The following is a 26,718-nucleotide window of genomic DNA, read 5'->3' as shown; positions in this document are numbered from 1 at the left end:
AGTATATTTGACAGCTGTTTTAATTAATTCGGGAAAGACACAATTTATTTTTACAGCGACAGTCTGAATGTGTATACTTTCACAAAAGCATACACATACGGTGATAGTGGACAACTGCTAGCATTCACGCAAAATGGCAAGAAATATTTCTATCACTACAACGCACAAGGTGACGTCATTGCAATCTCAGACAGCACGGGAAAAACCGTTGCCAAGTATCAATATGACGCATGGGGAAATCCAACAAAAACCGAAGCAAGTGATGAAGTAAAAGACAACCGCTACCGCTACGCAGGCTACCAATACGACGAAGAAACCGGCCTGTACTATCTCATGGCCCGCTACTACGAGCCAAGAAACGGCGTGTTCCTATCGCTCGACCCAGACCCGGGCAGCGACGGAGACTCATTGGATCAGAATGGGTATGCTTATGGAAATAATAACCCAGTGATGAATGTTGATCCGGATGGGCATTGGGTATGGATGGTAGCAGGTGCTTTAATTGGAGGAGTCTCTTCTTACAAAGCTGCCAAGGCAAAGGGAGCAAGAGGTTGGAGATTAGTTGGATCTGTAGCCTTAGGTGCTGCTGGCGGAGCAATCGGAGGAAACTATTTACGAGTAGGACGTACTCTATATAAGGCTGGAAAATTATCTAAAACGTATTGGAATGCTAGAAAAGTTGCAAAGGCAAACAAAGGTGTAATTAAAAGGGCTAAAACTAAAAAAGGTTGGGTAGTTACTACTAAAAAACATACAGTAAGGTTAATGGGGAAGAATTCTGGTCAACGAAAGAAACCATACTATAGAATGTCAGTTAGAAATAAAGGTCCTTTAAATGCAAAAGGGCATTTCTCAAATAATCCTTCTGAGACTCATATAAAGTTAAGATGGTCATCATATAGAAATATAAATAAACGCTTGCGCAGTAAGTCACACAGAAGATAATAGTATCAGTGTAATTAAATCTATAAATCAAATGTAAAGATCATTTAGGGGTTAATAATAGCAATTAACATAGTTAGAGATGCAGATGGTTATACAGGTGAATTCTACTTAAGAATTGTCTAAGTTTCCATCTGTATTTACAAACCTTTTTACTTAATTAAAGTGAGGAGAATGTTATAACATGAACAGTATTGAACAATGGATAGACTATATAAATCACGATGTTAATTGCTTTATGTACGATATTAATTTTGAATACTTAGAGAATAGATTAACTCTTTATCTTAAGTTATATGAAGAAGGAGAAAAAGCCACTTTAAAAGAAATTTCATTTAAGGATATAAATGGGATTTATTGCAATTTTAATGTTCATAACAAGTTTGATAAAACTATACCCATTGATACTAATTGGTACCTTGAAGAAATCAGTTATTTCAAAGAAGGAATTGGAAAACTACAAAATGGTATATTAGGTAATCAAGTCTTTAATGCTAATTTTCTTATAGAGATTAACGGGACTTTACTTGCCATAGAATCAAAAAGTGTATCCTTTGATTCTAAAGAATATCAAGTGCTTAATTCTCATGAAAAAACTGAAAAAAACCAAAGAAATCATATAGTGGATGGGATCAAGAAATTTTTTTCAAGGAGGGAGGATTCAAGTGAATAATCCATTACAAAAGTATCTGATTGATTCGGAATTCATCATATTAAAAACAGATTTTCATTTTTTAAAAAAAGAATTTATTCTTTATTTAGAAATGGATACGAAGGGAAAAAAGCAACAGCATCGTATTGAATTCAAAAATGTATCATCATTATTTTTTATGCCGGCAAGGAATCGTCTTTAAAAGAATTTGCTGATGGGGAAAGGTGGATACTAAATTCATTCTCTTACTATCCGCAGGGTATTGGAACATTATATCATCCTTTAATTGAAGATTATGAATCGAATGCAAACGTTTTGATTGGGATTAATCAAGCAGTTTATGCGGTTGAAACTAAAAGGGTTTTCTTTGATTCAACTGAAATATATGCTTCAGTATAAGAAGCGATCGTAAGGATGACAATAAATTTTATCTGTAAAAAAGGCAGAATCAAAAGGGAGTATACTTGATGAGATTTTGTCGATAGCTTCTTGAAAGGTGGCATATATGTCTGATTTACTTTTTAAAAAATCACATAAAGTAACAGAGAAAGGCAAAATTTTATTATCAATGAATGATTCAGAATTCATTGTGCTGAACCAGGAGGAACGAAATGATTATGGACACATAAATCATATAGCTCTTTATTCAAACATTGATGGCCGATTCTTAAACAGCTATAGCGTACAAACCAAAAAGCAAGTTATAAATGTACAAAAAGTTGATGATTCATTTTTATTATTAATTGATAAAGAGTACGAGGATGGAATAAGTAACGTAGAACCCAACATATACGTGTGGAGTCCGCTCAAAGGATTCTATCAATCTTTTTATGGAGGACGATACATTAATTCAATGATGATAGATCAAAATGAGAATCTATGGGTTGGATACGATGAATTGGGCATATTTTCAGGCGTTGATCAGGAAATAAGCGCAAGAGGAATGAATAAATTCATTTTGAAAAATGGAGAATATGAATTGGACTCCGATGATGTTAGTTCATACGTAATTGACCAATATTATTCTACTTTTGTAAGTGAAGATGCCATCTATTTGCATTACAGATCGATGGGAGAGGACTATATACAAAAACTCAAATTATTAGGAGAAACATTAGGACAATATAAGGCTGAAATAGAGTTTCATTCCTGTATCCAAAACGGCTCGTATCTTTACCTATTCATTTGGGATGACTTATATCATATAAAAAAAGCAGTTAAGTCAGATGATATGCAAAGCTTTGCAGAACATAAGATGTTGAATGAAAATACTGGTGAAGATCTATGTTTTGCCCAAGTAGCTGTATATAAAGATAAGTGTGTAGGAATTGATCGTCATCATAATCTTTTTCTGTTAAATAATAAACAGCTTATAAATGTGACCCTTTAAATTTTTGTTCATTTGATATGCAAATTTTTAAAAACCTGGGAGCATAACCAATGAAAAACTTAAAAATGAATAAAATCATCAACACGAATACCCACGATTGTTTTTTCCATGCTGATGCACAAGGACGTGTCTACATTGGAAAAGGTGTGAAAGGTGATCTCACTATTTCAATCTATGATCCTTCTGGTGATGCTCGGGATTTTAAAGTGAAAGAGCAGATTACATGCAGCGATATTCTGTTCTTTCAACAATGTGCAAATGGCTATGTCTTCGTTTATTACGAATCGTATGAGCCGAAGGTAAAGGTTTTTTCAGAAGAGGGAAGAGTGAGAAGTGCTTTTCGTTTGCCTTCAGGGGTTTCCTGCTGTCTTTTGGATGAAAAACAACAGCTTTGGGTCGGTTTATGTGATGAAGGGATTTATCATGATGAGAATCCGAAGGGTGAAAGTGTGTGGTGTTTTACATTAGATGGTAAGCAGAAGGAAATGTATATTGATAGAAAGCTTGAAGAAATGGATGCACCGGCTGTAGATGAATGTTATGGGCTTGCAGAAAAAAACGGATTGATTTATATGTTGTATTACGGAGATGTAGTCATTGCCGCATTTGATGAAACGGTTGTGAGACGGGTGTGGATTCTGTCGGATGAGGCACCTAAATCAGAAGCATTTGATCAGCTCACAGTAGCTAAAGAAGGTTTTTGGATCGGGACGGTCAGCTGTTACAGAGCAGACCTTAAGCCGTCTCTTTATTTGATTTCTACCGATGTGAGTCAAGAGATGGAAGAGATAACTTGCTGTGACTCGAACGGTGAAACCCTAGACATTCAACAGCTGAAACTGACAAGTAACGCTGTTTACGCAGTGACCTCTTCTGGTGTTTATAAGCAGGATATCCAATAAGGTGTTGATGAGATCATGATGAATTGGCGCATTTTAAGTCAGACAAAACAAGACCGCATCTGGTCAGAAGTGAACCAGCTCATAAAATGGAAGCCAGGAAGCAGATGTCATCACATCATCCCGCCTGATCCATATCGAGTGTTTGATATCTCGAGCGCGATGAGCAGTAAATCCGGTCATGATGATGTGAGCGAAGTGCTGAATGATTTAGAGACTTCTATTTTAAAAGCATTTCAATCATGTACTGGAAAGAACGATGTAATGTACGCATTAGATTGGCAGCATGACGGATATATGTTTAGCCCTCATCAGACAATGCCTCAGGATGAATTTGGCGATTGGCCTGTTCCCGTATTTCCGAATGGAGACTATTATTTCTTTTTTTATCAGGATTTTTCTTGGGGGCTTTTGGGTGATCCGTGGAAATGTACAATCACTGTGTTTGGTGAAGAATTATTGAAGGCGATAGATAAATATCCGCCTATCCTGTTTCAAAATAGATGAGTGTTCTGAAAAACGGAGGTGAAACATGGGCTTTTGGGAAGAGAAATATAAGAATAAAAAGATATTCGTAAGTGATGATGGTTTGGATATTTGTCACGACGCCATCGAAGATTTTCACGCTGTGTTCCTTGAACAATTGGATCGCAAGCCTACTCTAAATGAATTTGTTTATACTCTCTTTCAGGTATTAAACTCAGATGGCGATTCATTTTTTAAAGAATTAGAAGGAAAACAAGTCACCGATATCAACCTAAAGATGAAAAAAAGAACTACTTTAAGTGAAGTTAGGCCTGGTGCTGTCATTGAAATCCCTTTACAGCAAATCAATCAGTTTACATATGCATTAGTGGTGAAAGGAAATTTAACTAAAGATAAAAATGATGATCTTCTCATTCAGTATTTTGATACTTTTACAGAGGAACGCTTGAGTAAAAAAGACATTTTTCTCATGATGGCAGAAAAGCAAAGAGCCCTTTTTATTGCGAATACAGGATATACAGGCTTTCTTCAGGGGAACTGGAAGGTTGTTTCCAAGGTGCCGATAGATCTGATGAAGAAATTTGATCAATCTGCTATAACATTTGTTATGTATGAAGATGGAAAATACCTCATTAGCCATAACGATTCACTAGCGGCAGAGAGTGATTTAATAGAAGTTGACGAAAGACACGGGAAGACCTTTAGCAATCCGATTGGACTATTTGGTCATTTGAGTCTTGAGGATGTACTTAATCAATATTTCAAGGGAACCTCGATGGAGGAATTGATCAAGTATGAGTTGTAAAAAGGGACTTTTATTGGGGGCGAGGTACATATGAGCAGGTATTGTCTGGAATATGCGAATTCTGATCTTTTTCTTTTAAATGATTTTTTCAAACAATTCCCTCTCCCTATCACTGAGTATAATTGGGTCATTGGCGATATTTTGAATATGATGGATTTATCCGAGGATAAGAATCATTGGAACGATATCATTGGCGAGCGTGAAGACTATCTTTTTATCACAGGTGAGGAATTTCATCGTATATTAAATGAATTTGAGATTTATGTGATATTTTCTATTTTAACTGCTGTGCCTAAAGAGACGATACCGTACGATTTAACACAAGTTCCGTTTGTTGATGGGAATGCTGACTTTTATGAAGATGACTATATCTCCCCTGTGAAAGAATGTGTTTTTGAGGTCGGTTTTTTTGATTCGTCAGATCTTATTTTTACCGTTAATGAAGAAGGAATAGAAAGGATGTTAAAGGCTGCATTCCCTGATTTGAAGCCTTACTGTGAGTATCGAGTATAGGGAAGCATCAAACGGAGGAATCAAAATTGGCAACTGAATTGAATATTTCTGGAGTTTCTCCAATTTTGTTACAGCATATCAAGAAATGGCGTCTTTATCGAGAAACAGATAGAGATGCCATTTATATGATTGAGTTAGCAGTTATTTATCATTTCCGTTCAATTATTTTTACATTCAAAGACGTTTCAGCCGTTACGATACGAGATTTGGAAACCCTAAAGGACATGTCTGATGTGCTTCTCCGTATAAAACCGCAGCCGCAAGGCATCTACCTTGTGGAAGAATGGGAGGAGCAGACGTTCCGCTTTTATTGCCGGCAATATGAGGTGGCGGAAGGGAGAGGATCGCGTGTTTGAAAAACTGAGAAAAAGACAGCAAGAGCTTGAAGAAACGCCGTATCCTGATGAATTGTACGGCTTTGAAGCGGAAGTGTATGAGTTTTTTATGCTTATTGCCGGCAGTTTGGGTTATGTGCTGGCGAATAAAAGGCTGCCCCGGCATCAGCGGCATTCGTTGCAGAAAAGCTTTTTTGAGCTGTATCCTGACATCCCGCTGGATATGATCAAACACGATAATGATTTGTATCATCACATTCTTTTGTACGAGCAAGTCAGACAAGAGATTTGCGCTGCGCTATCCAACTAATAAGGAGGATTTTATGAAAAAAACCTCTATAAGCAGTATCGGCAATTTGGACATGGTCGAGCTTAAGCCCGACCAAACCGTTACGTCATGCGAACTTGGAGATGCTGAGTCTTTTTATCGTTTTTGGCAGGGGCTTGCCTATGAGCAAATCATGATACAGGTGATAACAGGTGGTTCATTTATAGAAGACCTGTCAGAGTTTTTCAAAGGCTATGCTTACAAAGTGACGAAGCTGGCGAAAAGGCAATTTCATTTCCAATGCGTAGTACATGAAACAGACCGGGGCATTGCAGATTTTCTCTTTCTGTTAGCTTCCATCAATGATGATGTTTTTCTGATCACTGACCCTCAACCGAAAAACTATCTTTCCGAAGGCAAACTCCAGTGCCTAACGGAATCAGGCGAACGGATCATGTGGTTTGAATACGATGCTGCGGAGATCTATATGGTTGGCGATGAAACATAAAAGGAGGAGGAATCCATATGAATATCACACAATACGAGAAAATGAAAAAACATCTTTCTGATGCGGATACAGGTCCATTTACATTAAACGAGTTTACTTTCTATATGAAAGAAGATGATCGTTATATTCATATTCCTGTGTTTGAATTAAAACTATCTGCTCAAACCTGTGACATTCATTTGCGGTTTGAAAACATTAGTGCATCGAAGCTGGATGATCTTGAATCCATCGATTCGGTTGACTTGGAGCTTTTACCGACTGACGACCAATGGGAGAGGCTCCGTTATTATGTGTATGACGAAGAAAACCAAATAAGCTTCTATTGCGGAGGATGGGATGTAATCAAGTGTGACAAGAAGTCACACTGATTTTCCCCACTTTCCCAGCGTTCTTGCTTTTGTTGCCGCATATGTCACGAGAAACGGGATAGTCACAATCAGAAAAAACAAAGGCACCCAATTTGATAATCCGTTTACATAATGGAGTGTAATGGACAAGAGAGTCAGGAAGCTCAAGGTGCAGGTGACATTTCGAATGTCTTTTTCACTTCTTTTATATTTCTCTCTCATGGTGGATTGATCACTGTATATCGGTGAAGTTCCGGGCTCAGCCGAAAAGATATGCATACCTTGTGAAGAGCAAACACGCTCCCATCCGGCCGCTTCAAACATCTCAGTGTATTCCGCCAAGCTTTCATCCCCAACATCATGATAATCAATACTGTAGATCAATTTCCGCGGCTCAGCTTTTCTAAGCTTATATCCTATAAACGCAAAAGAATCGAGCACCCAGCCCTTGCTGGCCATATCACTGAGTTTCTTCATATCTTTTTCTTCTGAAAACGCCAATCCTTCAGACATCATATATTTTTTCTGTTTCATGATGAATCCCCTTTCAATTGTTGAAAAGCGCGTTCGCCGTGTTCCGCCATCATTTTTCTGCGCTGCATTTCTTTTTTGAGTAATTCTTGGCCGTGCAGGGTGGTCTGGTACACTTTGCGGCGCGGGTTGTCGTTGTTGACAAGCTCAATGATCTCTTCCTGCAATAATTTCTTTAACAATGTATATAAGGTAGCCGGGCCGATCGTAAAGGAGGCATCGGTCATGTCTTCAATCTCCTGCATGATCGAATAGCCGTGTTTTGGCTCCAGCAAGGTTAAGACAATATAATAGGCTGGATCGGTGAGCTGATCCATTTCCTGCGGACGTTGCTTTGGCAAGCGGTCACCTCATTTCTTATATCAACTAATGATATATCAATTATTGATATAATAAAATCTTCCTTTTCTTTTGTCAATGCAATTTTTTTCTTCCTTCAGTCATCATAAAGAAACAATCACCGAGTATGCATTAATGAATGCGTTTTCATAGAGGGGGATTCTTAATGAAAAAATGGATAACGGCGGGTTTTGTGATGATGTTGATGTTGTGTTTCAGCGGGGCAGAGAGTTTGAAGGCGTCTGAGCCGAAGGTGTATCAGTTTGACTTTGGGAGCGGTTCGGTTGAGCCTGATTACATTGGGGTAAGGGCGTCTGACCGTTATAACCTATCAAAGGGCTACGGTTTTCAAACGCCGGAACATATGAAGGATGTGGCGGCATCCGGGACGGGCGTGAAAAGTGATGCGGTTCAATTTTTGGCGTATGGGACGAAAAGCGACAACACGTTTAATGTGGATCTTCCGAATGGTCTTTATGAGCTGAAGGTGACGCTGGGCAATACGGCGAGGGCAAGCGTGGCGGCGGAGGGTGTGTATCAGGTCATCAATATGACGGGAGACGGTGCGGAGGATACGTTCCAAATCCCTGTCACCGACGGGCAGCTGAATCTGCTGGTGACTGAAGGCAAGACGGGTACCGCTTTTACGCTCAGCGCGCTAAAAATCAAGAAATTGTCTGATCAGCCGGTGACAAACCGAACGATCTATATCGGCGGCGATTCGACGGTGTGCAATTATTATCCGCTCAACAGCAGCAAGCAGGCGGGCTGGGGACAAATGCTGCCTCACTATGTCGACAAGCGTACCTTTCAAGTGAGAAACATGGCATCAGGCGGGCAGATTGCGAGAGGGTTTCGAAATGACGGACAGCTTGAGGCGATCTTGAAGTACATCAAACCGGGTGATTACTTTATTTTGCAGCTCGGCATTAACGATACAAATCCGAAGCATAATGAATCTGAAGCGGAATTTAAGGAGATTATGCGTGATATGATCCGGCAGGTGAAAGCAAAGGGAGCGGAAGTCATCCTTTCAACACCTCAGGGCCGGGCGACCGATTTCACTTCTGAAGGCATCCATTCGTCTGTAAACCGATGGTACAGGGTATCTATTTTGGCTTTGGCCGAAGAGGAAAAAACACATCTCATTGACTTGAATGTCCTCAGTTCGGCATACTTTACATCGATTGGTCCGGAAAAAACGCTCGCACTTTATATGGATGGCGATACACTGCATCCGAACCGCGCGGGGGCCGATGCACTGGCGCGATTGGCCGTTCAGGAACTAAAAAGACAGGGGATTGATGGCTTCTAAAACGTCATTTTTCGGCAAAACACATACGATGCCGTAAATTAGAGTATAATGAGAACATCTGCAAGAGACAGGAGTTTATACATGAGTCATTTTAAAAACTATCAAATCAGTCATGACATTTTACGAGCATTGGAAGGACTGGGGTATACAGAACCGACCGAGGTGCAGCGAAACGTGATTCCGGCTGCCCTTGAACGAAAAGATCTTGTCGTCAAATCACAGACGGGAAGCGGGAAAACGGCTGCGTTTGGCATTCCTCTTTGCGAGCTGGCGGATTGGGACGAAAATAAACCGCAGGCACTGGTGCTGACACCGACCCGTGAGCTTGCCGTGCAAGTAAAAGAGGATATCACGAACATCGGAAGATTTAAACGAATCAAAGCCACAGCTGTGTTTGGAAAATCATCTTTTGATAAACAAAAAGCCGAGCTGAAGCAAAAAAGCCATATCGTTGTCGGCACACCGGGACGCGTCCTAGATCATATTGAAAAAGGCACGCTGCCGCTGGATCGCCTTTCCTATCTGGTCATTGATGAAGCGGATGAGATGCTGAATATGGGCTTCATCGATCAGGTGGAGGCGATTATCAAGCATCTCCCGACCGAGCGTACGACGATGCTGTTTTCTGCGACACTGCCAGAGGATATTGAGAAATTAAGCCGCCAATATATGCAAAACCCAGAGCATATCGAAATCAAAGCGGCCGGCCTCACCACAAGGAATATTGAACATGCGGTGATTCAAGTCAGAGAAGAGAATAAGTTTTCTTTGCTGAAGGATGTACTCATCACTGAGAACCCGGACAGCTGCATCATTTTTTGCCGGACGAAAGAGCATGTGAATCAGCTGACCGATGAATTGGATGACTTAGGATATCCATGCGATAAAATTCACGGCGGGATGATTCAGGAAGACCGCTTTGACGTTATGAATGAATTTAAAAGAGGCGAGTACCGTTATTTAGTCGCGACAGACGTCGCCGCACGGGGGATCGATATCGAAAATATCGCCCTTGTCATCAACTATGATCTGCCTCTTGAGAAAGAAAGCTACGTACACCGTACAGGACGGACAGGGCGAGCCGGGAATCAGGGAAAAGCGATTTCATTTGTGGCGCCGTTTGAAAAGCGGTTCCTAGCTGAAATAGAAGACTATATCGGATTTGGGATTCAGACATTAGAAGCCCCGTCCCAAGAGGAAATCGCAAAAAAGAAACCGGATTTTCTCGCTAAACTGAAGGACCGTCCGAAAATCAAAAAGGACAAAAGCGAAGAGCTGAATAAAGACATCATGAAGCTGTATTTTAACGGCGGAAAGAAAAAGAAAATCAGAGCCGTTGATTTTGTAGGGACGATTGCCAAAATTGATGGTGTGTCAGCTGATGACATTGGCATCATTACAATCATGGATAACGCCTCGTACGTAGAAATTTTAAACGGAAAAGGCCCTCGTGTTCTCAAAGCCATGAAGGATACAACCGTCAAAGGGAAAAAGCTTAAGGTGAATAAAGCGAATAAATGATGAATGACCTGCTCCCAGTTAAAGGGGCAGGTCATTTTTGTGATGGCTGACATCGGCACTGTTCTCTTCCGGCACAAACGCGAGGATCGCAATTCCGATCACAAACAAAATGATCAGGCTGAACACCGCAGTCGAGGATTTCCCGGTCAGCTGGGCGGTAACGGCAATGAGCAGCGGCCCCATAATCGAGGCGAATTTCCCGAAAATATTGTAGAAGCCGAAGAATTCATTTGCATGGTGTTTCGGGACGAGCTTGGCAAAATAGGAGCGGCTTAATGCTTGAATGCCGCCCTGCGAGGTGGCGACAAGCATGGCTAGAATCCAGAAATCAAGCGTCGTTTCCAGAAAATACGCATATACGCAGACAATCATATATATGACGATGCCAACGTACAGCATTGTTTTCCCTGTGAAGCGTTCCGCCAGTCTTCCGTATAAAATGGCAAACGGCGCGGCGACGACCTGAGTGACAAACAGGATGATCAGGAGACTTGTGGAACTGATACCCAAGTCTGACCCGTAGGACGTCGACATCGTAATAATGGTGCCGACCCCGTCGATATAAAAGAAATAAGCGAGCAGAAAGAAGAACAGCGCCCGGTACTGCCGGATCCGTTTCATCGTTTGCCCGAGGCGTTTAAAGCTGTTGGCTATGATGCGGGGTTCTTTTTTGATGTAATAGCGCTGATGCACGTTTTTCAGCATCGGAATGGTAAACAGCCCCCACCAAGCGGCCGTTATAAAAAAGGACAGCTGGCTTGCGGCAGACACGGACATCGGAATTGTTTCTGCTTGTGCAAGCAGGATGACGGCGATGCTGAGGATAAATGGGATCGTGCTGCCGATATAGCCTAAACCAAAGCCGCGAGCGGAAACAAGATTCATTCGCTCCTCAGGCGTGACGTCAACGAGGAAGGCGTCGTAGAATACATTGGCGCCGGAAAAACCGACAGCCGATATGGTGTAGAACAGCAGCAAAAGAAGCCAATGTTCACTTGGAATAAAGGCAAGCGCCGCGGTGCTGGCGACACCGGCAGACACAAAGAAGCCGAAGAACTTTTTTTTGCAGCCTTCATAGTCGGCGATGGTTCCTAAAATCGGGCCGAGCATGGCGAGAATAAAGGTAGAAATCGCTATCGTATAACCTAAATAAGCAGTTGATTGAGCAGCGCTGACACCGCCTTCCGCAGCGGCTGATTTATAAAACAACGGAAATACCGCGGTTGTGACGACAATGGAATAAGCAGAGTTTGCCCAGTCATATACAACCCAGCTGTTTTCTTGTTTCGTAAAACGTTTCATCTGCAGAGCCCCTCCCCAGTAACGATACTTCTATTGTACGAGAAACCACGTAGAAAAGGATGGAACTGCCGTCAATTTTTACAAAACGTTTAGTCAATGACCGCTACAGCTGCCATTGATCATGACAGAAAACGGGTTAGGCGCTTTCGATAAATTCGAAGCTGCAAGAAAAGCTTTTATTGGTATAAAGAGCTGATGGCTTCGAATGGCAGGCCATTAAATAAATAGAAAAAATAAACAATTCATGAAAAAAATATATTTATGTAAATGATCTGAGTTCCTCGCCGATATGTATAGTATAAAATTGGAAAGGGGTTTGTATATGAAGAACAAAAAAATTGTTTCACTGCCTTTTTTGTGTACTGTGTTGCTTGTTGTTTTTAGTTTAGGTATGAATTCAAATGCTGCCTCAGCGCAAAGTGTGTTAAAAGAAAAAACAATCATGGAGCAGCAGGAAAAACTGAAAAAACAAAAGGAAACTGAGGGTGTTTCATTAAATCAAGCGAAGCAAGTAAGCCTTAAAACAGACAATAAAACAGAAAAGATGAAAGTGAAGAAGCCTTCGAATGAGAATGGTTTTAAAACAAGTTCCATGTACAACTCCGATGACCAGGTTTTCAATACAACCTCTGTCCTTGATGAAAATAATCCTGATGATATGTACTTTTTCAGTACTTCGTCAGATCGAACCCTTATCACAAGAATTCTTTCAAACAACAGCAATTACCATCTGAAATTGTATGTTGTCAATTGGGATACAGGAGAAGCTCAGCCGTCTAATATATCAATGGCAGCAGGGAACTTAGTGCTTTTAAAAGAGCTTCCCGCTGGCGATTATATGATCCGGGTTTACTCTGAAGGATCAACGGGAGATTCATATAACATTCAGTTAAATGCGAAAAACCCTTCAAATTATTCAAGTGTAAAATCGGTAACGTCTAATTTACAAGCCTTTGTTGCTGAGTATGGAGACGGTTCCGTTTATGCGAATGGTACACTGCTGTACAATTCTAATACGAAAACATCTTCATTAAACTGGGAAAGAGTATATTATTTTTCCTATGGTGGCGGGTATAATCAGCGCACCCATTCCATTTCTGATGTGAAGGTTAAAAATATTTCTGACCCTGTCACTTATCGTTCAAGTTATGCAAGTTCAAGCTCAGCCATCATGGTTTACTTAGACACAGGCACGCTTTTTATGCATCATGTATCAGCTTATCAGTCCGGGGTAGGTTATGATGATTCATTCCTTGATACGTTAGGTAAAAAAACACCGAGAAGGCTTGATGCGGATGATCAGAACTATGGGGATCATATATTAATCGTTGATCTAAAAACCGGCAAAGCGGTAGACTTTTTCAGTGTTTTAAATTACTACTATGCTTCAGGTGTTGAAAGCTTGCCTGTCATAAAATATATCAATTAAATGACCAAAAAAGGATTTCCGGCAGCGGAAATCCTTTTCTCACGTTAAAACGAAATAATCCCAATCAGCAGTGCCGCAATCGTCATCACAATGGTTGTTCCCACGGCCCATTTGATCGTGAATTTTTGATGGTCGCCAAAGCTGACGCCCGCCATTCCGACCAATAAATAAGTGGAAGGCACGAGAGGACTGAGCAAATGCACAGGCTGGCCCAGCAAGGAGGCTCTGCCGATTTCTGCGGCATCGATCCCGTAAGCAGCGGCGGCTTCTGTGATGATCGGCAGAACACCGAAGTAAAAGGCATCATTCGACATAAAAAAGGTAAATGGCATGCTGACGATGGCTGTAATCAAGGGCAGGTGCGGGCCCATGGCGTCAGGGATGAGTGATACGAGAGAATGCGCCATGGCGTCTACCATTTTAGTACCCGACAAAATGCCTGTGAAAATACCGGCGGCAAACACCATGGAGACAACGTTTAAGGCATTTCCTGCATGCGCTGAGATTCGCTTTTGCTGCTCTTTTACATTTGGATAGTTCACCATCAAGGCGATAGCAAATGCGATCATAAAAAGAACAGGGAGCGGGAGCAGGCTGGTGATCAAAGCGGCCATCAGCACGACAGTCAGTAGCAGGTTAAACCACTGGAGAGCGGGGCGTTTGAGTGGCGCTGTATCCGGATCGGATGCGTGCTGGTGTTCAATTGAGATGACGCCGAGCCGTTTCCGTTCTTTTTTTCCTAGAATATAGGCTACGGCAAGCACCCAGAGAATGCCGACAATCATAGCAGGAATCAACGGAGTGAAGACCTCTGACGTGTCCAATTTTAAAGAAGCCAAAACCCTTGCAGTAGGCCCTCCCCACGGAATAATATTCATGACTCCCGACCCGAGCATTGCAATTCCCGCCAACACGAGCCGGTTCATGCCGAGCCGTTTGTATAGAGGAAGCATCGCCGCAATGGTAATCATGTACGTTGTTGTCCCATCTCCGTCCAGCGAAATGGTCATCGTCAGTACCGCTGTGCCGACAGCGATTTTTAATGGATCTCCTTTGACAAGGGATAAGATTTTGGCAATGAGCGGATCGAACAAACCTGAATCAATCATGATGCCGAAATACAGGATCGCAAATAATAGCATGATGCCTGTCGGAGCGAGGCCTGTTACACCCTGAAGCATCATATCGCCCAGGTCTTTGCCGAATCCGCTGATCAGGGCAAACACAACAGGAACGACAATTAAAGCAATAAGAGCGGAAAGCCGATTTGACATAATAAGATACATGAAGACAATGATCATCACAAAACCGAGTATCGCAAGCACGATATGACCTCCCCCATTCAACAGCACAATTTTTAGTAAGCGCTTCCACATTTCAGGAAGGCTTATTTCAAATATTTATGACCTCATGTTGACAAGTAGACCTAAAAACCTAGAGAGCAGATGAGCAGTTTATATGCAGGTCGCCAAGGGTAAATGTGCTGTAGAATGTTTATTTTTTGAGATCTGGAATAGGAAAAGGGGGAGCAGACATGAGTGATGATCAAAACAAACGAGTCAATGAACACTCAAAAGACGAGCAGCTCGAACAGTACAGGGTTGATAACAGTGGAAAGAAAATGACGACAAACCAAGGCGTACGGGTGTCTGAGGACGAACATTCGTTAAAAGCCGGAGTTCGCGGCCCGACGTTGATGGAGGATTTTCACTTTCGGGAGAAGATGACCCATTTTGACCATGAGAGAATCCCTGAACGGATCGTGCATGCGCGCGGGTATGGCGTGCATGGCTTTTTTCAGGTGTATGAGCCGATGACAGAATTCACCCGGGCGAAATTTCTTCAGGACCCTTCGGTGAAGACACCGGTATTTGTCCGGTTTTCAACGGTTGCGGGCTCCAAAGGCTCCGCTGACACGGTGCGTGACGCCAGAGGATTTGCGACGAAATTTTATACGGAAGAAGGAAATTATGATCTTGTGGGAAATAACATCCCGGTGTTTTTCATTCAGGATGCGATCAAATTTCCGGATTTGGTTCACGCATTTAAGCCTGAACCTCACAATGAAATGCCTCAGGCCGCGACCGCTCATGATACGTTTTGGGACTTTGTCGCCAATAACCCTGAGTCGGCACACATGGTGATGTGGACGATGTCTGACAGAGGCATCCCCCGCAGCTACCGGATGATGGAGGGCTTTGGCGTTCACACGTTCCGGTTTGTCAATGAACAAGGAAAGGCGCGTTTCGTGAAATTCCATTGGAAGCCGGTGCTCGGCGTGCATTCTCTCGTATGGGATGAAGCGCAGAAAATTGCCGGAAAAGACCCCGACTTCCACCGCCGCGACCTGTGGGAAACAATTGAAAACGGCGGCACGGTTGAATATGAGCTAGGCGTGCAGATGATAGAGGAAGAAGATGAATTCAAATTTGATTTTGATATTCTTGATCCGACGAAGCTTTGGCCGGAAGAGCTTGTGCCGGTGAAGATCATTGGGAAAATGACGCTGAATCGCAATCAGGATAATGTATTTGCGGAAACGGAGCAAGTCGCATTCCACCCGGGAAATGTTGTGCCGGGCATCGACTTCACAAATGATCCGCTCCTGCAGGGACGGCTTTTCTCTTATACGGATACACAGCTGATCCGTCTTGGCGGCCCGAACTTCCACGAGATTCCGATTAACCGCCCGGTATGTCCGTTCCATAATAACCAGTACGACGGTTATCATCGGATGACCATCAATAAGGGGCCGGTCGCTTATCATAAAAACTCTCTGCAGAACAATGACCCGTCTCCTGCGTCAGCCGAAGAAGGCGGTTACGTCCACTATCAGGAGAAAGTAGAGGGCAGAAAAATACGTCAGCGGAGCGACAGTTTTAATGATTATTATTCACAGGCAAAACTGTTCTGGAACAGCATGTCCCCGGTTGAGAAAAAGCACATTATCTCCGCTTTTTGCTTCGAGGTCGGGAAGGTCAAAAGCAAAGATGTGCAGCGGCAGGTCGTCGATGTCTTCAGCAACGTAGATACTGTCCTGGCAGAAGAAATCGCCAAAGGAGTAGGTGTGGCGCCGCCGGCGAAACGCAAAGCATCAAAAGAAATCCTTACCTCACCTGCATTAAGCCAAGCCCGTACAGTGAAAACAGCGTCAACGAGAAAAGTCGCGGTTCTCGCCGGCAATGGTTTTGATGAAAAAGAACTGCAAACAGTGCTGGACGCCTTAAAACAAGAAGGGATCACAGTGGATATCATCAGTCAAACGCTAGGGTACATCACAAGCGGTGCCGGACAGCAGCTTGAGGTCGACGGCACATTCCTGACGACAGACTCCGTTCTATATGACGCCGTCTATACCGCAGGGGGATTTGAACTAAAAGAAGATAAACAAGCGATGGCGTTTATTAGAGAAGCCTACAATCACTATAAGGCGGTCGGTGCGGCAAACGAAGGAATTGGCCTCCTCAAATCAGCTGTCGGCGCAACAGAGGGGCCGGGAATTGTGACAGCAGAAGACGAAGAGGACTACACCGGCTTCAGCAAAGCGTTTATCGAAGCAGTTGCCGCCCACCGCCATTGGGATAGACGAATTTGATTCGCTCCTGTATCGTAGAGGAAGATACTTATGGATAAGGAGCATGACATATGAACGAAAAACAGCTCGCAGAGGCTTACGAGCGCGACGAAAATATGATGATATTAGTATTCGCCCAATGGTGTGTCAACCATGATCTTGATCCGTTGGAGCTGTATGCCAAAGCGTATCCGCAGCAAAAGCTGAATGAAAGCTTGAAAAAAACAGTGGAAGAACTGATCGTGCCGAAGAACGAGTCAGAACACATACCTGACCAGACCGTCATTGCGGTGTTAGAGATGTTTGGAAATATTGATTTGGCACAAGCGGTTCACGAAGTGATTGCTGAGCGTAAACAGTAAAAAAGAGACAGTATGTTGTCTCTTTTTTATTTGGGAAAAAATCGAGCAGATCGACCTAGAAACTTCTTTTCACTTCATCGGTCTATAAAAGTGTGCGCTGCAGAAAAAAGGGAATGATAAACAAAGAAAATCAAAGGAGGAGATTGTATGAAATGGAATAAAATGATGAAATTTGCCGTAGCTGCTGCTGTCCTGCTTTTTAGTGTATTTGCATATGCGGCCCCATCTGTAAAAGCGGTTCAAGCGAAAACGCCGACTGTCAGCAGCCATACGTACAAAAAGATCAAGGAATTAAAGTATCCTCAGGTGCATCACATCGGGAATGCCGCGTTTGAAAAAAACATCAATCAAGAGCTGAAAGCCTACATTGAACAATCGTATCAAGAATACCTGAAAAACAAAAAAGCCGGTGAACAGCAGGGCTTCAAAGCGGAATATCAAACATCCTTCAGCGTCAAATATAATGCGGCGGGCAAGCTCAGCATTCAAACGCTCAATTATATCTATTCAGGCGGCGCCCATGGTTTAACGTCTGTTCAGTCCTTCAACTACGACTTGAACACACACAAGCGGGTGACACTGAATCAGATTCTGAATACCAAAACTAAAGTCAGCAAAACGAAAGATTACCTATACAGCTATATCAAAAAACATGACACGCTGTTTTTCCCTGATGTAAAGAAAGAGGATATTATCCTTAACCAAGACACAATGTTTTACTTTACAAAAAACGGGATCGCCATCGTCTTCGGCCAGTATGACTTGGGACCTTATGCAGCTGGAATCCGTGATGTACAGGTGCCTTCCTCTGTTTATCAATAATCAAAAAAGCCATATCCTTAAAAGGGATATGGCTCCATTTTTCTACCACACAAACAGACCGACAATCGCAGCACTTAGTAAAGATACCGCAATTCCGCTGACGAGCAGTTTCCACACGTTTTTCCCGATGACCGTTGACTTTTCGCCGTCAAGGATCGAGTTGTACGTTCCGTAAATCATGCCGACAGTACTGAAGTTGGCAAATGACGTCAGGAATGTCGTCGCTACCGCAACTGTGTGAGGGGGCAGTGTTTTAAGATTGTTTTTCAAGTCAAGCATCGCAACAAACTCGTTCGTTGCCAATTTCATTCCCATCAGCTGCGCAACATACATCGCATCGTGTACCGGCAGCCCAAGCAGGAATGCGAACGGACTGAAGAGATAAGCAAAAATCGTCTGAATGGTCAGGCCGTGTACGAAAACACCAAGAATGCCATTGACTGCTGACGTTAATGCCACATATCCGATGACCATTGCCAAAATAACGATCACCATGTTCATGCCGACAAGCATACTGTTAGAAATTGTAGAGAAAAAGTCTTTCTTCTCTTCTTTAGGCGGCGTATAGATGATGTCTTCATCCTCCGGCACATGCACAGGGTTCAGCAGGTTTGCGATAATCAAGGCGTTTAAGCAGTTTAATGGAATGGCTGTAAACACGTATGTCGCCGGCACCATTGACAGGTAAGATCCGATAATAGAACCGCTGATGCTGCTCATGCTCATTAAGCCGAATGTGAGCAGGCGGTTGTTGTTTAATACTGTGAGCTGCTGGCGGATGACTGCCAGAGCTTCTGTATTTCCCAAAAACATCATTTGAATAGAGAAAAAGCTCTCTAATTTCGGCAAGCGGGAAGCCTTTGAGATCACCCAGCCGATTTTATCAATCAGCCATGGCAAAATGCCGAAATATGTTAAAATGTCAAAGAATGTGACGATGAAAATAATTGGAAGAAGTGCGCTGAAGAAAAAGTCTACCGTTTCATTTGCCATCACAGAAGGGAAGGCAAAGGCGATCCCGTCACTGGCACAAGCAATCAGCCAAGTGAAGAAATTTCCAATTTGTCCGATGGCCCAGCTGCCAATTTTTGTCCCCAGCATAAACCATGTAATCAAAAGCTCCAGAACAATTAACGTAATGATCGGACGCCACTGGATTTTCTTTTTCTGCGGGGAGCATAGGAACACAACTGCCATAATCACAATGAGGCCGACAAGGTTTAATAAAAAGTACATGATAGCAACTCCTATGAGGTTTATTATGGAAATGAAAAAAAGCCCTTATTCTTCACAAATTCTGGAAGTTCAGAAAGCGTGAAAAATAAGAGCAAACAGAAAAGAACTTGTCCTTTTCAACTCGTTCAAATTTATTCAAACTTTCTTGTAGTCTAGTTTTTTACGGTTACTAGGTAGAAACAATCAGACCATATTACTGATCATATACAAGAATGTCTTTTTTCTAAGATGATAGCAGTATTTTATCCTTTCACTTTTTGAAAATCAACCTTTTTAACTATTTTCAAAATAATAAATTTATATTTCGAAGTCGAGAAAATAAAGGAAAATCATATTGGATTGCTATGCTGAAATTGTGATCAGGAGGAAAAAACAAAGCATATCACCATCACAGGCACGCCAATACATGCGGACCATCGGATTTACTGTATTTCAAGACAGAATAATCAAAAGCTGATCGACTTGGATAGCAGTGATTTGAGAGATAGCCACGGGATCGAGGCGCTCTTTGATGATTTGTTTCAGCACATCAGCCTTGATACGGAGCCGGAAGCGTTTATGTAATCAATAATGCTGGTGTACTGGCTCCATTGGGCCGATCGAACAACAAAACGGAGGAGCTGAAGAAACAGCCCGCTTATTAATTGATCTTTTAAACAGTGAGGAGTACCGCCTGTCGCTGAGAATCTCGTTCCTATTCCTGGATGATTGTTGTATCATAATAGCGGGGAAACCCTCTATGCAGCAAAAAGGAGTTCTTTTTTATGATTATTCAATTCATTCGTTATAGATAATGACAGGTATAGACGACTTTCCAGGCCTGGCCAAAAAGTTAGATAGGCCCAGGTTTATTTGTCTATGCCTTTTTCATTTATTTAAAAACGAATGAATGAGGTGTTTTTTGTGTCAAACATAAAGAAGCATGCTGCTTATATGAATCAATTTGTCTCTCTATTTCGATGCCCGATTTGCGATTCTTCAATGAAGGTCACATCTTGGAAAAGTTTGGTTTGTTTCAAGAGCGGGCATACGTTTGATATATCCCGGCATGGGTACGTAAATTTCCTGACAAAGCCGGTCAAAAGCAGCTATCGGGCGGGGCTTTTCGAAGCAAGAAGCCGGCTGATGGCAGAATATCACTTTTTTGCACCGCTTCATCAGGCATTAGCTGACTTGATCAGTGACCGGAAGTCTGAAAAAGAGACGTTAACCATTTTAGATTGCGGATGCGGTGAGGGGACCCACTTGAAAGCGGTTTGCGAGCTGCTTCAAGAGAAGAAAACAGTGCACGGCATTGGGATTGATATTGCCAAGGATGGCATATTACGAGCGGCAAAAAATATTGGCGGGAAGCTGTGGGCCGTAGCTGATGTAGCTAATGCGCCCTTTCAAGACCGGCAATTTGATGTCATTCAATCGATTTTCTCACCTTCAAATTATGCAGAGTTCCACAGACTGCTGAAAAAAGATGGTTTGGTTATAAAGGTTGTCCCTCAAAAGGATTACTTAACAGAACTAAGGCAGGTTTTATATGCAGATTCAGAAAGACGAACCTATTCCAATGCACCTGCAATTGAGCGCTTTACCACACATTTTCAGCTCGATCATCTGATGAGGCTGCGTTATACCAAAACGCTTCATCAGCAAGGCATAGAATGGCTTCTGAACATGACACCGTTAGCCTGGTCCGCATCGGCTGAAAAAATCAACCAGTTTAGAGAAATGAAATCGGCTCAGCTGACAGTTGATGTTGATATATTAATCGGAAAGAAATGAGTGAAAGAGGAAAGCTCCCATAAAGAGCTTTCCTTTTGTTTTCCGCAAAAACGGAATTTTCCACTGGATTGGAATAGTTATCGCTCATTTTCCGTAAATATGGAAGAGGAAAGGCTTGAAATGGTATTCTGGTGACTGGCACAGAACTTGCATTAGAAATGACGGAAAGGGAGGGGATATTTTGTAAACGCTTTCCTTTTCTCAGACAAGCGGAAAAGAGGGATGTTTGTGGACATTATGATTATTCTTTTGGCTTTGGGTTTGCTGATGTTTGTCGCCTATCGGGGGTTTTCTGTCATTTTGTTTGCTCCGATTTGCGCCTTATTTGCTGTGCTGCTGACAGATCCAAGCTTTGTGCTTCCTTTTTTCTCAACCATATTCATGGAGAAGATGGCAGGCTTTATTAAGCTGTACTTTCCAGTATTTCTGCTTGGCGCCATTTTCGGAAAGGTCGTCGAGATGTCCGGTTTGGCGGCTTCCATTGCGAAGACTATTGTCAGATTGGTCGGGGCGAAACGAGCGACACTCGCTATCGTATTGATGGGCGCTATTTTAACGTATAGCGGAGTCAGCCTGTTTGTTGTCGTCTTTGCTGTATACCCCTTTGCGAAAAATCTGTTTAAAGAAGCTGACATCCCGAAGCGCCTCATACCGGGAACGATTGCTCTCGGGGCATTTACTTTTACGATGGACGCACTGCCGGGTACACCGCAAATCCAAAATGTAATTCCTACGACGTTATTCAAAACAGACATTTATGCCGCCCCTTGGCTTGGTATGATCGGCGCGGTATTTGTGCTGGCGGCGGGTATGTTCTACTTGGAATCGAGGTGCAAAAAAGCAGAAAAAACAGGAGAAGGCTACGCCGGTTTTCGATCGGAGATTTCTGCCGCGCGTGAGCCAACTGATCTTGCCCCGGAACAAAGCTCACCGGCCTTAGAGCCTGACACAAGCAAGGTCCGGCACGCACTCGCTTTTGTCCCTCTTATTCTCGTTGGTGTGATGAACAAATGTTTCACCACGATCCTCCCCAAGTGGTATCCGAATGAATTCGATTTTACCGCCATAGGATTGGGAGAGTTCGGGAAACTTGATATCTCCTCCGCGGTTGCCATTTGGTCAGTGGAGCTGGCCCTCCTGATCGGAATCATCGCAACCATTTTGTTTGATTGGAGAAAAGTGTTTGGACAGCTAAAGGAAGGGCTGAATGAAGGGATCGGCGGTGCCCTGCTGGCATCAATGAATACAGGTGCCGAGTACGGTTTCGGCGGCATTATTGCTGCGCTGCCGGGGTTTCATAAGCTGAGCAGCGGCATTTCACATACGTTTACGGATCCGCTTGTAAACGGAGCGGTAACGACAACAACGCTGGCAGGGATCACCGGATCGGCTTCAGGGGGAATGGGAATCGCGTTAAGCGCGATGTCTGATCAATATGTGAAAGCGATCCAGACCTACAACATACCGCCTGAAGTGATGCACCGGGTCATTTCGATGGCGTCAGGAGGCATGGATACGCTTCCGCATAATGGGGCGGTGATCACCCTGCTGGCTGTGACGGGTTTGACTCATCGCCAATCGTATCGGGATATTTTTGCGATTACTCTCATCAAAACCGCCGCCGTATTTGTGATTATCGCGATTTACAGTTTGACTGGCCTTGTATAGGACAAAACGAAAGGGGAATCAGATATGGGAAAAGTGCTGTCATCGAGTAAGGAAGCCGCGGAACTCATTCGGGAGGGGGATACACTGATCGCGGGCGGATTCGGCCTGTGCGGAATTCCCGAGCAGCTCATTCTGGCGATAAGGGATAAAGGGGTAAAAGATTTAACCGTCGTCAGCAATAATTGCGGAGTTGATGATTGGGGGCTCGGTCTGCTGCTGGCAAACAAGCAAATCAAAAAAATGATCGCTTCCTACGTCGGAGAAAACAAAATTTTTGAAAAGCAATTTTTAAGCGGAGAATTGGAAGTGGAATTGGTTCCCCAAGGGACCCTCGCTGAAAGAATCCGAGCCGGAGGAGCGGGTATACCGGGATTTTACACAGCCACAGGCGTCGGAACATCTATCGCTGACGGGAAAGAGCATAAAACCTTTGACGGACGCACTTATGTGTTAGAAAAAGGGATTACTGGGGATGTCGCCATTGTAAAAGCATGGAGAGCGGACACCATGGGGAATTTAGTTTTTCGGAAAACGGCAAGAAATTTCAATCCGGTTGCCGCCATGGCGGGAAAGATCACAATTGCCGAGGCAGAAGAAATTGTTGAGGCGGGAGAGCTCGATCCCGACCACATCCATACGCCTGGTATTTACGTACAGCATGTTGTGCTCGGCACATATGAAAAGCGGATTGAAAAACGAACTGTTCAGCAAGCGGAAGGAAAGGAGGCGGCACAATGAAGGAAGCCAGAAAACGAATGGTCAAACGTGCTGTAAAGGAAATAAAAGACGGTATGAACGTCAATCTTGGGATAGGGATGCCGACACTTGTCGCAAATGAAATACCGGAGGGCGTTCATGTGATGCTTCAATCAGAAAACGGTTTGCTTGGGATAGGCCCGTATCCGCTGGAAGGAACGGAAGACCCGGATTTGATCAATGCGGGGAAAGAAACGATCACCGCCGTAACAGGCGCATCCTATTTTGACAGCGCAGAATCCTTTGCGATGATACGAGGCGGTCATATCGACCTGGCTATCCTCGGGGGCATGGAGGTTTCTGAGCAAGGGGATTTGGCGAACTGGATGATCCCGGGGAAAATGGTGAAGGGAATGGGCGGCGCTATGGATTTGGTCAACGGGGCTAAGCGAATCGTTGTCATCATGGAGCACGTCAATAAACATGGGGAATCGAAGGTGAAAAAACAATGCTCCCTCCCGCTGACAGGACAGAAAGTCGTTCATCGGCTGATCACTGATCTGGCTGTTTTTGATTTTGATAACGGCCATATGACACTGACTGAGCTCCAGGACGGCGTCACGCTGGAAGAGGTATATGAGAAAACTGAAGCTGACTTCGCCGTAAGCCAGTCAGTCATCCGGCAAAAATCTTAAGCAGGAAGGTGTATGACATGAAAACACAAGTCGCTCTTGTGACAGGCGCAGCCGGCGGAATCGGATTTGAAATCGCAAAGGAATTCGCCCGGGAAGGCGCCGAAGTCATTATTTCAGATGTAAATCAAAAAGCGTGCGGGGAGGCCGCCGCCAAGCTGAACGAGGAAGGCTTTAATATCACGGGCATTCCATGTGACGTAACAAAGGAAGAGCAAATCGCTGATATCGTCCATACTATCAAGACCCGATACGGACGTTTGGATACTTTGGTGAATAACGCAGGCATGCAGCATGTCGCGCCGATTGAAGAGTTTCCGACAGAACGGTTTGAACAGCTTATTCGCGTCATGCTGACCGCGCCATTCATCGCGATGAAGCATGTCTTTCCCCTTATGAAAAAACAGCAGTTCGGCAGGATCATCAATATCGCGTCTGTGAACGGACTGGTGGGGTTTGCGGGAAAAGCCGCTTATAATAGCGCAAAGCATGGCGTCATTGGGCTGACAAAGGTGGGGGCGCTGGAAGGCGCGCCCCACGGGATTACGGTGAATGCACTCTGCCCGGGATATGTGGACACACAGCTTGTCCGCAATCAGCTGAGTGATCTTTCTAAAACAAGAAATGTTCCCTATGAATCGGTTCTGGAAGAGGTGATTTTTCCGCTTGTGCCGCAAAAACGTCTTCTATCGGTGAAAGAAATTGCTGATTATGCTGTATTTTTGGTGAGTGAAAAGGCGAAAGGCGTCACAGGGCAGGCGGTCGTGCTGGATGGAGGCTACACAGCTCAATAATAGATTCTTGTATTCATAGGAGGCTCTCGTTTATCATAAGGTTGAAAGCGATTACACATTGACGGGAGCGACAGGGAGATGAAACATTCTATTAAAAGATTACCCTATGAATGGCTGGATGAAATCATCAACCTTGCGGCGGAATGTATTGTTGTGGTTGATCATGAGGGGAACATTCTCTATATCAATCCGGCATACTGTGACTTTCTGAAAAAAACAGAGAACGAAGCGATAGGAAAACCCGTTCAGGACGTGATTGAAAATTCGAGAATGCATATCGTGGCGAAGACGGGGCGTACAGAGGCTGCCGCTATTCATCCAATTAACGGCAGTGAAATGATTGCCAACCGGTATCCGCTCTATGTGAACCAGCAGCTTGTCGGAGCGGTCGGAACCGTTATGTTTCGCAATCCGCAGGAATGGATGGATTATTCAAGAAAAATTAAACCCATCCTCAATGAACTCAATTACTATAAAAATAGATACGAAAAAGAGCTTTTCAGTAAATATCACTTTGGCGACTTGATCGGAAACAGCCCTCTCTTTATGGATGCGAAACGGCTGGCTGAACGGGTATCTGACAGCCAATCGGCCGTTTTGCTTTTAGGAGAATCAGGTACGGGAAAAGAGCTGTTCGCCCACGCCATCCATCAGAACAGCCGCCGCCGGTATGCTCCCTTTCTGCGCGTCAACTGCGCTTCGATCCCGGAGCAATTGTTTGAATCAGAAATGTTCGGATACGAAGACGGAGCGTTTACGGGGGCGAAAAAAGGCGGGAAAAAAGGAAAATTTGAACTCGCGCATCAAGGAACCATTTTCCTTGATGAAGTAGGTGATATGCCGCTGCATATGCAAAGCAAAATCCTTCGCGTCCTGCAGGAGAAAGAGATAGAGCGGGTCGGCGCAGGAAGCCCGGTCCCGATAGATGTACGAGTGATTGCGGCGACACACCGAAACCTCGAAAAAATGGTCCGGGAAGGAGACTTCCGGCAAGACCTCTATTACCGATTGAATGTAATCAAAATTCAAATCCCGTCCCTAAGAGAGCGCATAGAGGATGTTGTGCCCATCGCAGGGCTTCTATTAAAAAAACTTGAACGGAAATTTGGATTTGATGGCTTGGAGCTTTCTAAAGAAGCGATTGCAGTGCTTCAGAGCTATTCTTGGCCGGGCAACATACGTGAACTGGAAAACGTCCTAGAACGGGCTGTCAACGTCCTCGAAGGCAAACGAATCGAACCGAAACACCTGAATCTCACTCCTGAAGATCAACCCATCCAAAGAACAATCAAAGTCCGAGAATATCAATCGATACAGCCATTAAAAGAGACAATCGCTGAGGCGGAAAAAAACGCGATCATCGAGGCGCTTGCCGCAGCAGACGGCAATAAAATAAAGGCAGCAAAGCTATTAGGCATAGGAAAAACAAGCTTATATGAAAAATGCAAAGCCTATCAAATTGAGCAGGCATAAAAAACACACTTGTCCCGCCAAGGAATCAAGTGTGTTTTTCTGT

General features: G+C 43.6%; 27 protein-coding genes, 3 pseudogenes and 1 riboswitch. Of the genes and pseudogenes, 25 read left to right on the top strand and 5 right to left on the bottom strand.

What is annotated here, in order from left to right; all coding sequences use genetic code 11:
* Positions 1-81: 81 nt before the first annotated feature.
* The 13 genes and pseudogenes from NST56_RS20990 to NST56_RS20930 form a co-directional block, all read left to right on the top strand.
* A pseudogene (locus tag NST56_RS20990) lies at positions 82-945 on the top strand (RHS repeat-associated core domain-containing protein); the annotation flags it as partial.
* Positions 946-1,126: 181 nt separating this feature from the next.
* Positions 1,127-1,615: a hypothetical protein gene (locus tag NST56_RS20985; protein WP_339178954.1), complete on the top strand. Its 489-nt coding sequence runs from the start codon at positions 1,127-1,129 to the stop codon at positions 1,613-1,615.
* The gene (locus NST56_RS20980) at positions 1,608-1,796 is read left to right on the top strand and encodes a hypothetical protein (RefSeq protein WP_339178952.1); all 189 of its coding nucleotides are present in this window, start codon (positions 1,608-1,610) and stop codon (positions 1,794-1,796) included. Before NST56_RS20985 ends, NST56_RS20980 begins: the two co-directional genes overlap by 8 nt.
* A 303-nt stretch (positions 1,797-2,099) precedes the next feature.
* Complete coding sequence (locus NST56_RS20975; RefSeq protein WP_339178949.1) at positions 2,100-2,984, top strand: hypothetical protein; 885 nt, start codon at positions 2,100-2,102, stop codon at positions 2,982-2,984.
* A 50-nt stretch (positions 2,985-3,034) separates the two neighbouring features.
* Positions 3,035-3,361 (top strand): annotated as a pseudogene (locus NST56_RS20970) (DNA-binding protein); the annotation flags it as partial.
* A 72-nt stretch (positions 3,362-3,433) separates the two neighbouring features.
* Positions 3,434-3,886 carry a hypothetical protein gene (locus tag NST56_RS20965; RefSeq protein ID WP_339182334.1) on the top strand — a complete coding sequence of 151 codons (453 nt, stop codon included), beginning with the start codon at positions 3,434-3,436 and terminating at the stop codon, positions 3,884-3,886.
* Between the two features lie 15 nt (positions 3,887-3,901).
* Complete coding sequence (locus tag NST56_RS20960) at positions 3,902-4,390, top strand: DUF2716 domain-containing protein (protein ID WP_339178946.1); 489 nt, start codon at positions 3,902-3,904, stop codon at positions 4,388-4,390.
* 25 nt (positions 4,391-4,415) lie between these two features.
* Positions 4,416-5,174 carry an Imm26 family immunity protein gene (locus tag NST56_RS20955; protein WP_339178943.1) on the top strand — a complete coding sequence of 253 codons (759 nt, stop codon included), beginning with the start codon at positions 4,416-4,418 and terminating at the stop codon, positions 5,172-5,174.
* Positions 5,175-5,204: 30 nt separating this feature from the next.
* Positions 5,205-5,687, top strand: coding sequence for a hypothetical protein (locus NST56_RS20950; RefSeq protein WP_268447930.1), 483 nt, complete (start codon positions 5,205-5,207; stop codon positions 5,685-5,687).
* 26 nt (positions 5,688-5,713) lie between these two features.
* Positions 5,714-6,043, top strand: a complete 330-nt coding sequence (locus NST56_RS20945) for a hypothetical protein (protein WP_339178938.1) — start codon at positions 5,714-5,716, stop codon at positions 6,041-6,043.
* Positions 6,036-6,332 carry a YxiJ family protein gene (locus tag NST56_RS20940; protein ID WP_339178935.1) on the top strand — a complete coding sequence of 99 codons (297 nt, stop codon included), beginning with the start codon at positions 6,036-6,038 and terminating at the stop codon, positions 6,330-6,332. Before NST56_RS20945 ends, NST56_RS20940 begins: the two co-directional genes overlap by 8 nt.
* 13 nt (positions 6,333-6,345) lie before the next feature.
* Positions 6,346-6,798 carry a hypothetical protein gene (locus tag NST56_RS20935; RefSeq protein ID WP_339178933.1) on the top strand — a complete coding sequence of 151 codons (453 nt, stop codon included), beginning with the start codon at positions 6,346-6,348 and terminating at the stop codon, positions 6,796-6,798.
* A 17-nt stretch (positions 6,799-6,815) separates the two neighbouring features.
* Positions 6,816-6,944, top strand: a pseudogene (locus NST56_RS20930) (hypothetical protein); the annotation flags it as partial.
* A 213-nt stretch (positions 6,945-7,157) separates the two neighbouring features.
* Here the strand turns inward: NST56_RS20930 and NST56_RS20925 are convergent.
* Both NST56_RS20925 and NST56_RS20920 read right to left on the bottom strand, forming a co-directional pair.
* Positions 7,158-7,679 carry a DUF2812 domain-containing protein gene (locus NST56_RS20925; RefSeq protein ID WP_339178930.1) on the bottom strand — a complete coding sequence of 174 codons (522 nt, stop codon included), beginning with the start codon at positions 7,677-7,679 and terminating at the stop codon, positions 7,158-7,160.
* Positions 7,676-8,017: a helix-turn-helix transcriptional regulator gene (locus NST56_RS20920; protein WP_095712674.1), complete on the bottom strand. Its 342-nt coding sequence runs from the start codon at positions 8,015-8,017 to the stop codon at positions 7,676-7,678. Before NST56_RS20920 ends, NST56_RS20925 begins: the two co-directional genes overlap by 4 nt.
* 164 nt (positions 8,018-8,181) lie before the next feature.
* Here NST56_RS20920 and NST56_RS20915 point away from each other — a divergent pair, with 164 nt between their 5' ends.
* Together NST56_RS20915 and NST56_RS20910 are read left to right on the top strand one after the other, a co-directional pair.
* The gene (locus tag NST56_RS20915; RefSeq protein ID WP_339178925.1) at positions 8,182-9,330 is read left to right on the top strand and encodes a GDSL-type esterase/lipase family protein; all 1,149 of its coding nucleotides are present in this window, start codon (positions 8,182-8,184) and stop codon (positions 9,328-9,330) included.
* 81 nt (positions 9,331-9,411) lie between these two features.
* Positions 9,412-10,851, top strand: coding sequence for a DEAD/DEAH box helicase (locus NST56_RS20910; protein ID WP_326219002.1), 1,440 nt, complete (start codon positions 9,412-9,414; stop codon positions 10,849-10,851).
* An 18-nt stretch (positions 10,852-10,869) separates the two neighbouring features.
* Here NST56_RS20910 and NST56_RS20905 read toward each other — a convergent pair whose 3' ends face one another.
* Positions 10,870-12,153 (bottom strand): MFS transporter, encoded by a 1,284-nt coding sequence (locus NST56_RS20905; RefSeq protein ID WP_326191400.1) that lies wholly within the window; start codon positions 12,151-12,153, stop codon positions 10,870-10,872.
* Positions 12,154-12,475: 322 nt separating this feature from the next.
* Here NST56_RS20905 and NST56_RS20900 point away from each other — a divergent pair, with 322 nt between their 5' ends.
* Positions 12,476-13,582, top strand: coding sequence for a hypothetical protein (locus NST56_RS20900; protein WP_339178920.1), 1,107 nt, complete (start codon positions 12,476-12,478; stop codon positions 13,580-13,582).
* 44 nt (positions 13,583-13,626) lie between these two features.
* Here the strand turns inward: NST56_RS20900 and citH are convergent, their stop codons facing one another.
* The gene (citH, locus tag NST56_RS20895) at positions 13,627-14,907 is read right to left on the bottom strand and encodes a citrate transporter CitH (RefSeq protein ID WP_168749144.1); all 1,281 of its coding nucleotides are present in this window, start codon (positions 14,905-14,907) and stop codon (positions 13,627-13,629) included.
* Between the two features lie 209 nt (positions 14,908-15,116).
* On the opposite strand from citH, the gene NST56_RS20890 reads away from it, so the two are divergent.
* The 3 genes from NST56_RS20890 (at position 15,117) to NST56_RS20880 (ending at position 18,340) form a co-directional block, all read left to right on the top strand.
* Positions 15,117-17,177 carry a catalase gene (locus NST56_RS20890; RefSeq protein ID WP_339178916.1) on the top strand — a complete coding sequence of 687 codons (2,061 nt, stop codon included), beginning with the start codon at positions 15,117-15,119 and terminating at the stop codon, positions 17,175-17,177.
* A 50-nt stretch (positions 17,178-17,227) separates the two neighbouring features.
* Positions 17,228-17,518, top strand: a complete 291-nt coding sequence (locus tag NST56_RS20885; protein ID WP_024123376.1) for a hypothetical protein — start codon at positions 17,228-17,230, stop codon at positions 17,516-17,518.
* A gap of 147 nt (positions 17,519-17,665) precedes the next feature.
* Complete coding sequence (locus NST56_RS20880; RefSeq protein ID WP_326203892.1) at positions 17,666-18,340, top strand: DUF3298 and DUF4163 domain-containing protein; 675 nt, start codon at positions 17,666-17,668, stop codon at positions 18,338-18,340.
* Positions 18,341-18,382: 42 nt separating this feature from the next.
* Here the strand turns inward: NST56_RS20880 and NST56_RS20875 are convergent, their stop codons facing one another.
* Positions 18,383-19,576 (bottom strand): NupC/NupG family nucleoside CNT transporter, encoded by a 1,194-nt coding sequence (locus NST56_RS20875; protein ID WP_010332441.1) that lies wholly within the window; start codon positions 19,574-19,576, stop codon positions 18,383-18,385.
* Between the two features lie 128 nt (positions 19,577-19,704).
* Positions 19,705-19,806: riboswitch (purine riboswitch) on the bottom strand.
* Positions 19,807-20,509: 703 nt separating this feature from the next.
* Here NST56_RS20875 and NST56_RS20870 point away from each other — a divergent pair.
* From NST56_RS20870 to NST56_RS20845, 6 genes are all read left to right on the top strand, one after another.
* Positions 20,510-21,352, top strand: coding sequence for a methyltransferase domain-containing protein (locus NST56_RS20870; protein ID WP_268445167.1), 843 nt, complete (start codon positions 20,510-20,512; stop codon positions 21,350-21,352).
* 228 nt (positions 21,353-21,580) lie between these two features.
* Positions 21,581-23,020: a GntP family permease gene (locus tag NST56_RS20865; protein ID WP_339178912.1), complete on the top strand. Its 1,440-nt coding sequence runs from the start codon at positions 21,581-21,583 to the stop codon at positions 23,018-23,020.
* A gap of 24 nt (positions 23,021-23,044) precedes the next feature.
* Positions 23,045-23,758, top strand: a complete 714-nt coding sequence (locus NST56_RS20860) for a CoA transferase subunit A (protein ID WP_268444819.1) — start codon at positions 23,045-23,047, stop codon at positions 23,756-23,758.
* Positions 23,755-24,411, top strand: a complete 657-nt coding sequence (locus NST56_RS20855; RefSeq protein WP_024123370.1) for a CoA transferase subunit B — start codon at positions 23,755-23,757, stop codon at positions 24,409-24,411. Before NST56_RS20860 ends, NST56_RS20855 begins: the two co-directional genes overlap by 4 nt.
* Positions 24,412-24,428: 17 nt before the next feature.
* Positions 24,429-25,202, top strand: coding sequence for a 3-hydroxybutyrate dehydrogenase (locus tag NST56_RS20850; protein WP_268504283.1), 774 nt, complete (start codon positions 24,429-24,431; stop codon positions 25,200-25,202).
* A gap of 78 nt (positions 25,203-25,280) precedes the next feature.
* The gene (locus tag NST56_RS20845) at positions 25,281-26,675 is read left to right on the top strand and encodes a sigma 54-interacting transcriptional regulator (protein ID WP_339178907.1); all 1,395 of its coding nucleotides are present in this window, start codon (positions 25,281-25,283) and stop codon (positions 26,673-26,675) included.
* Positions 26,676-26,718: the final 43 nt, after the last annotated feature.

The organism is Bacillus sp. FSL R5-0560 (assembly GCF_037966305.1).
In the GTDB taxonomy this organism is placed as follows: domain Bacteria; phylum Bacillota; class Bacilli; order Bacillales; family Bacillaceae; genus Bacillus; species Bacillus mojavensis.
Note: the sequence above shows the minus strand (reverse complement) of the source record. Positions and strands in the feature narration are given on the sequence as shown.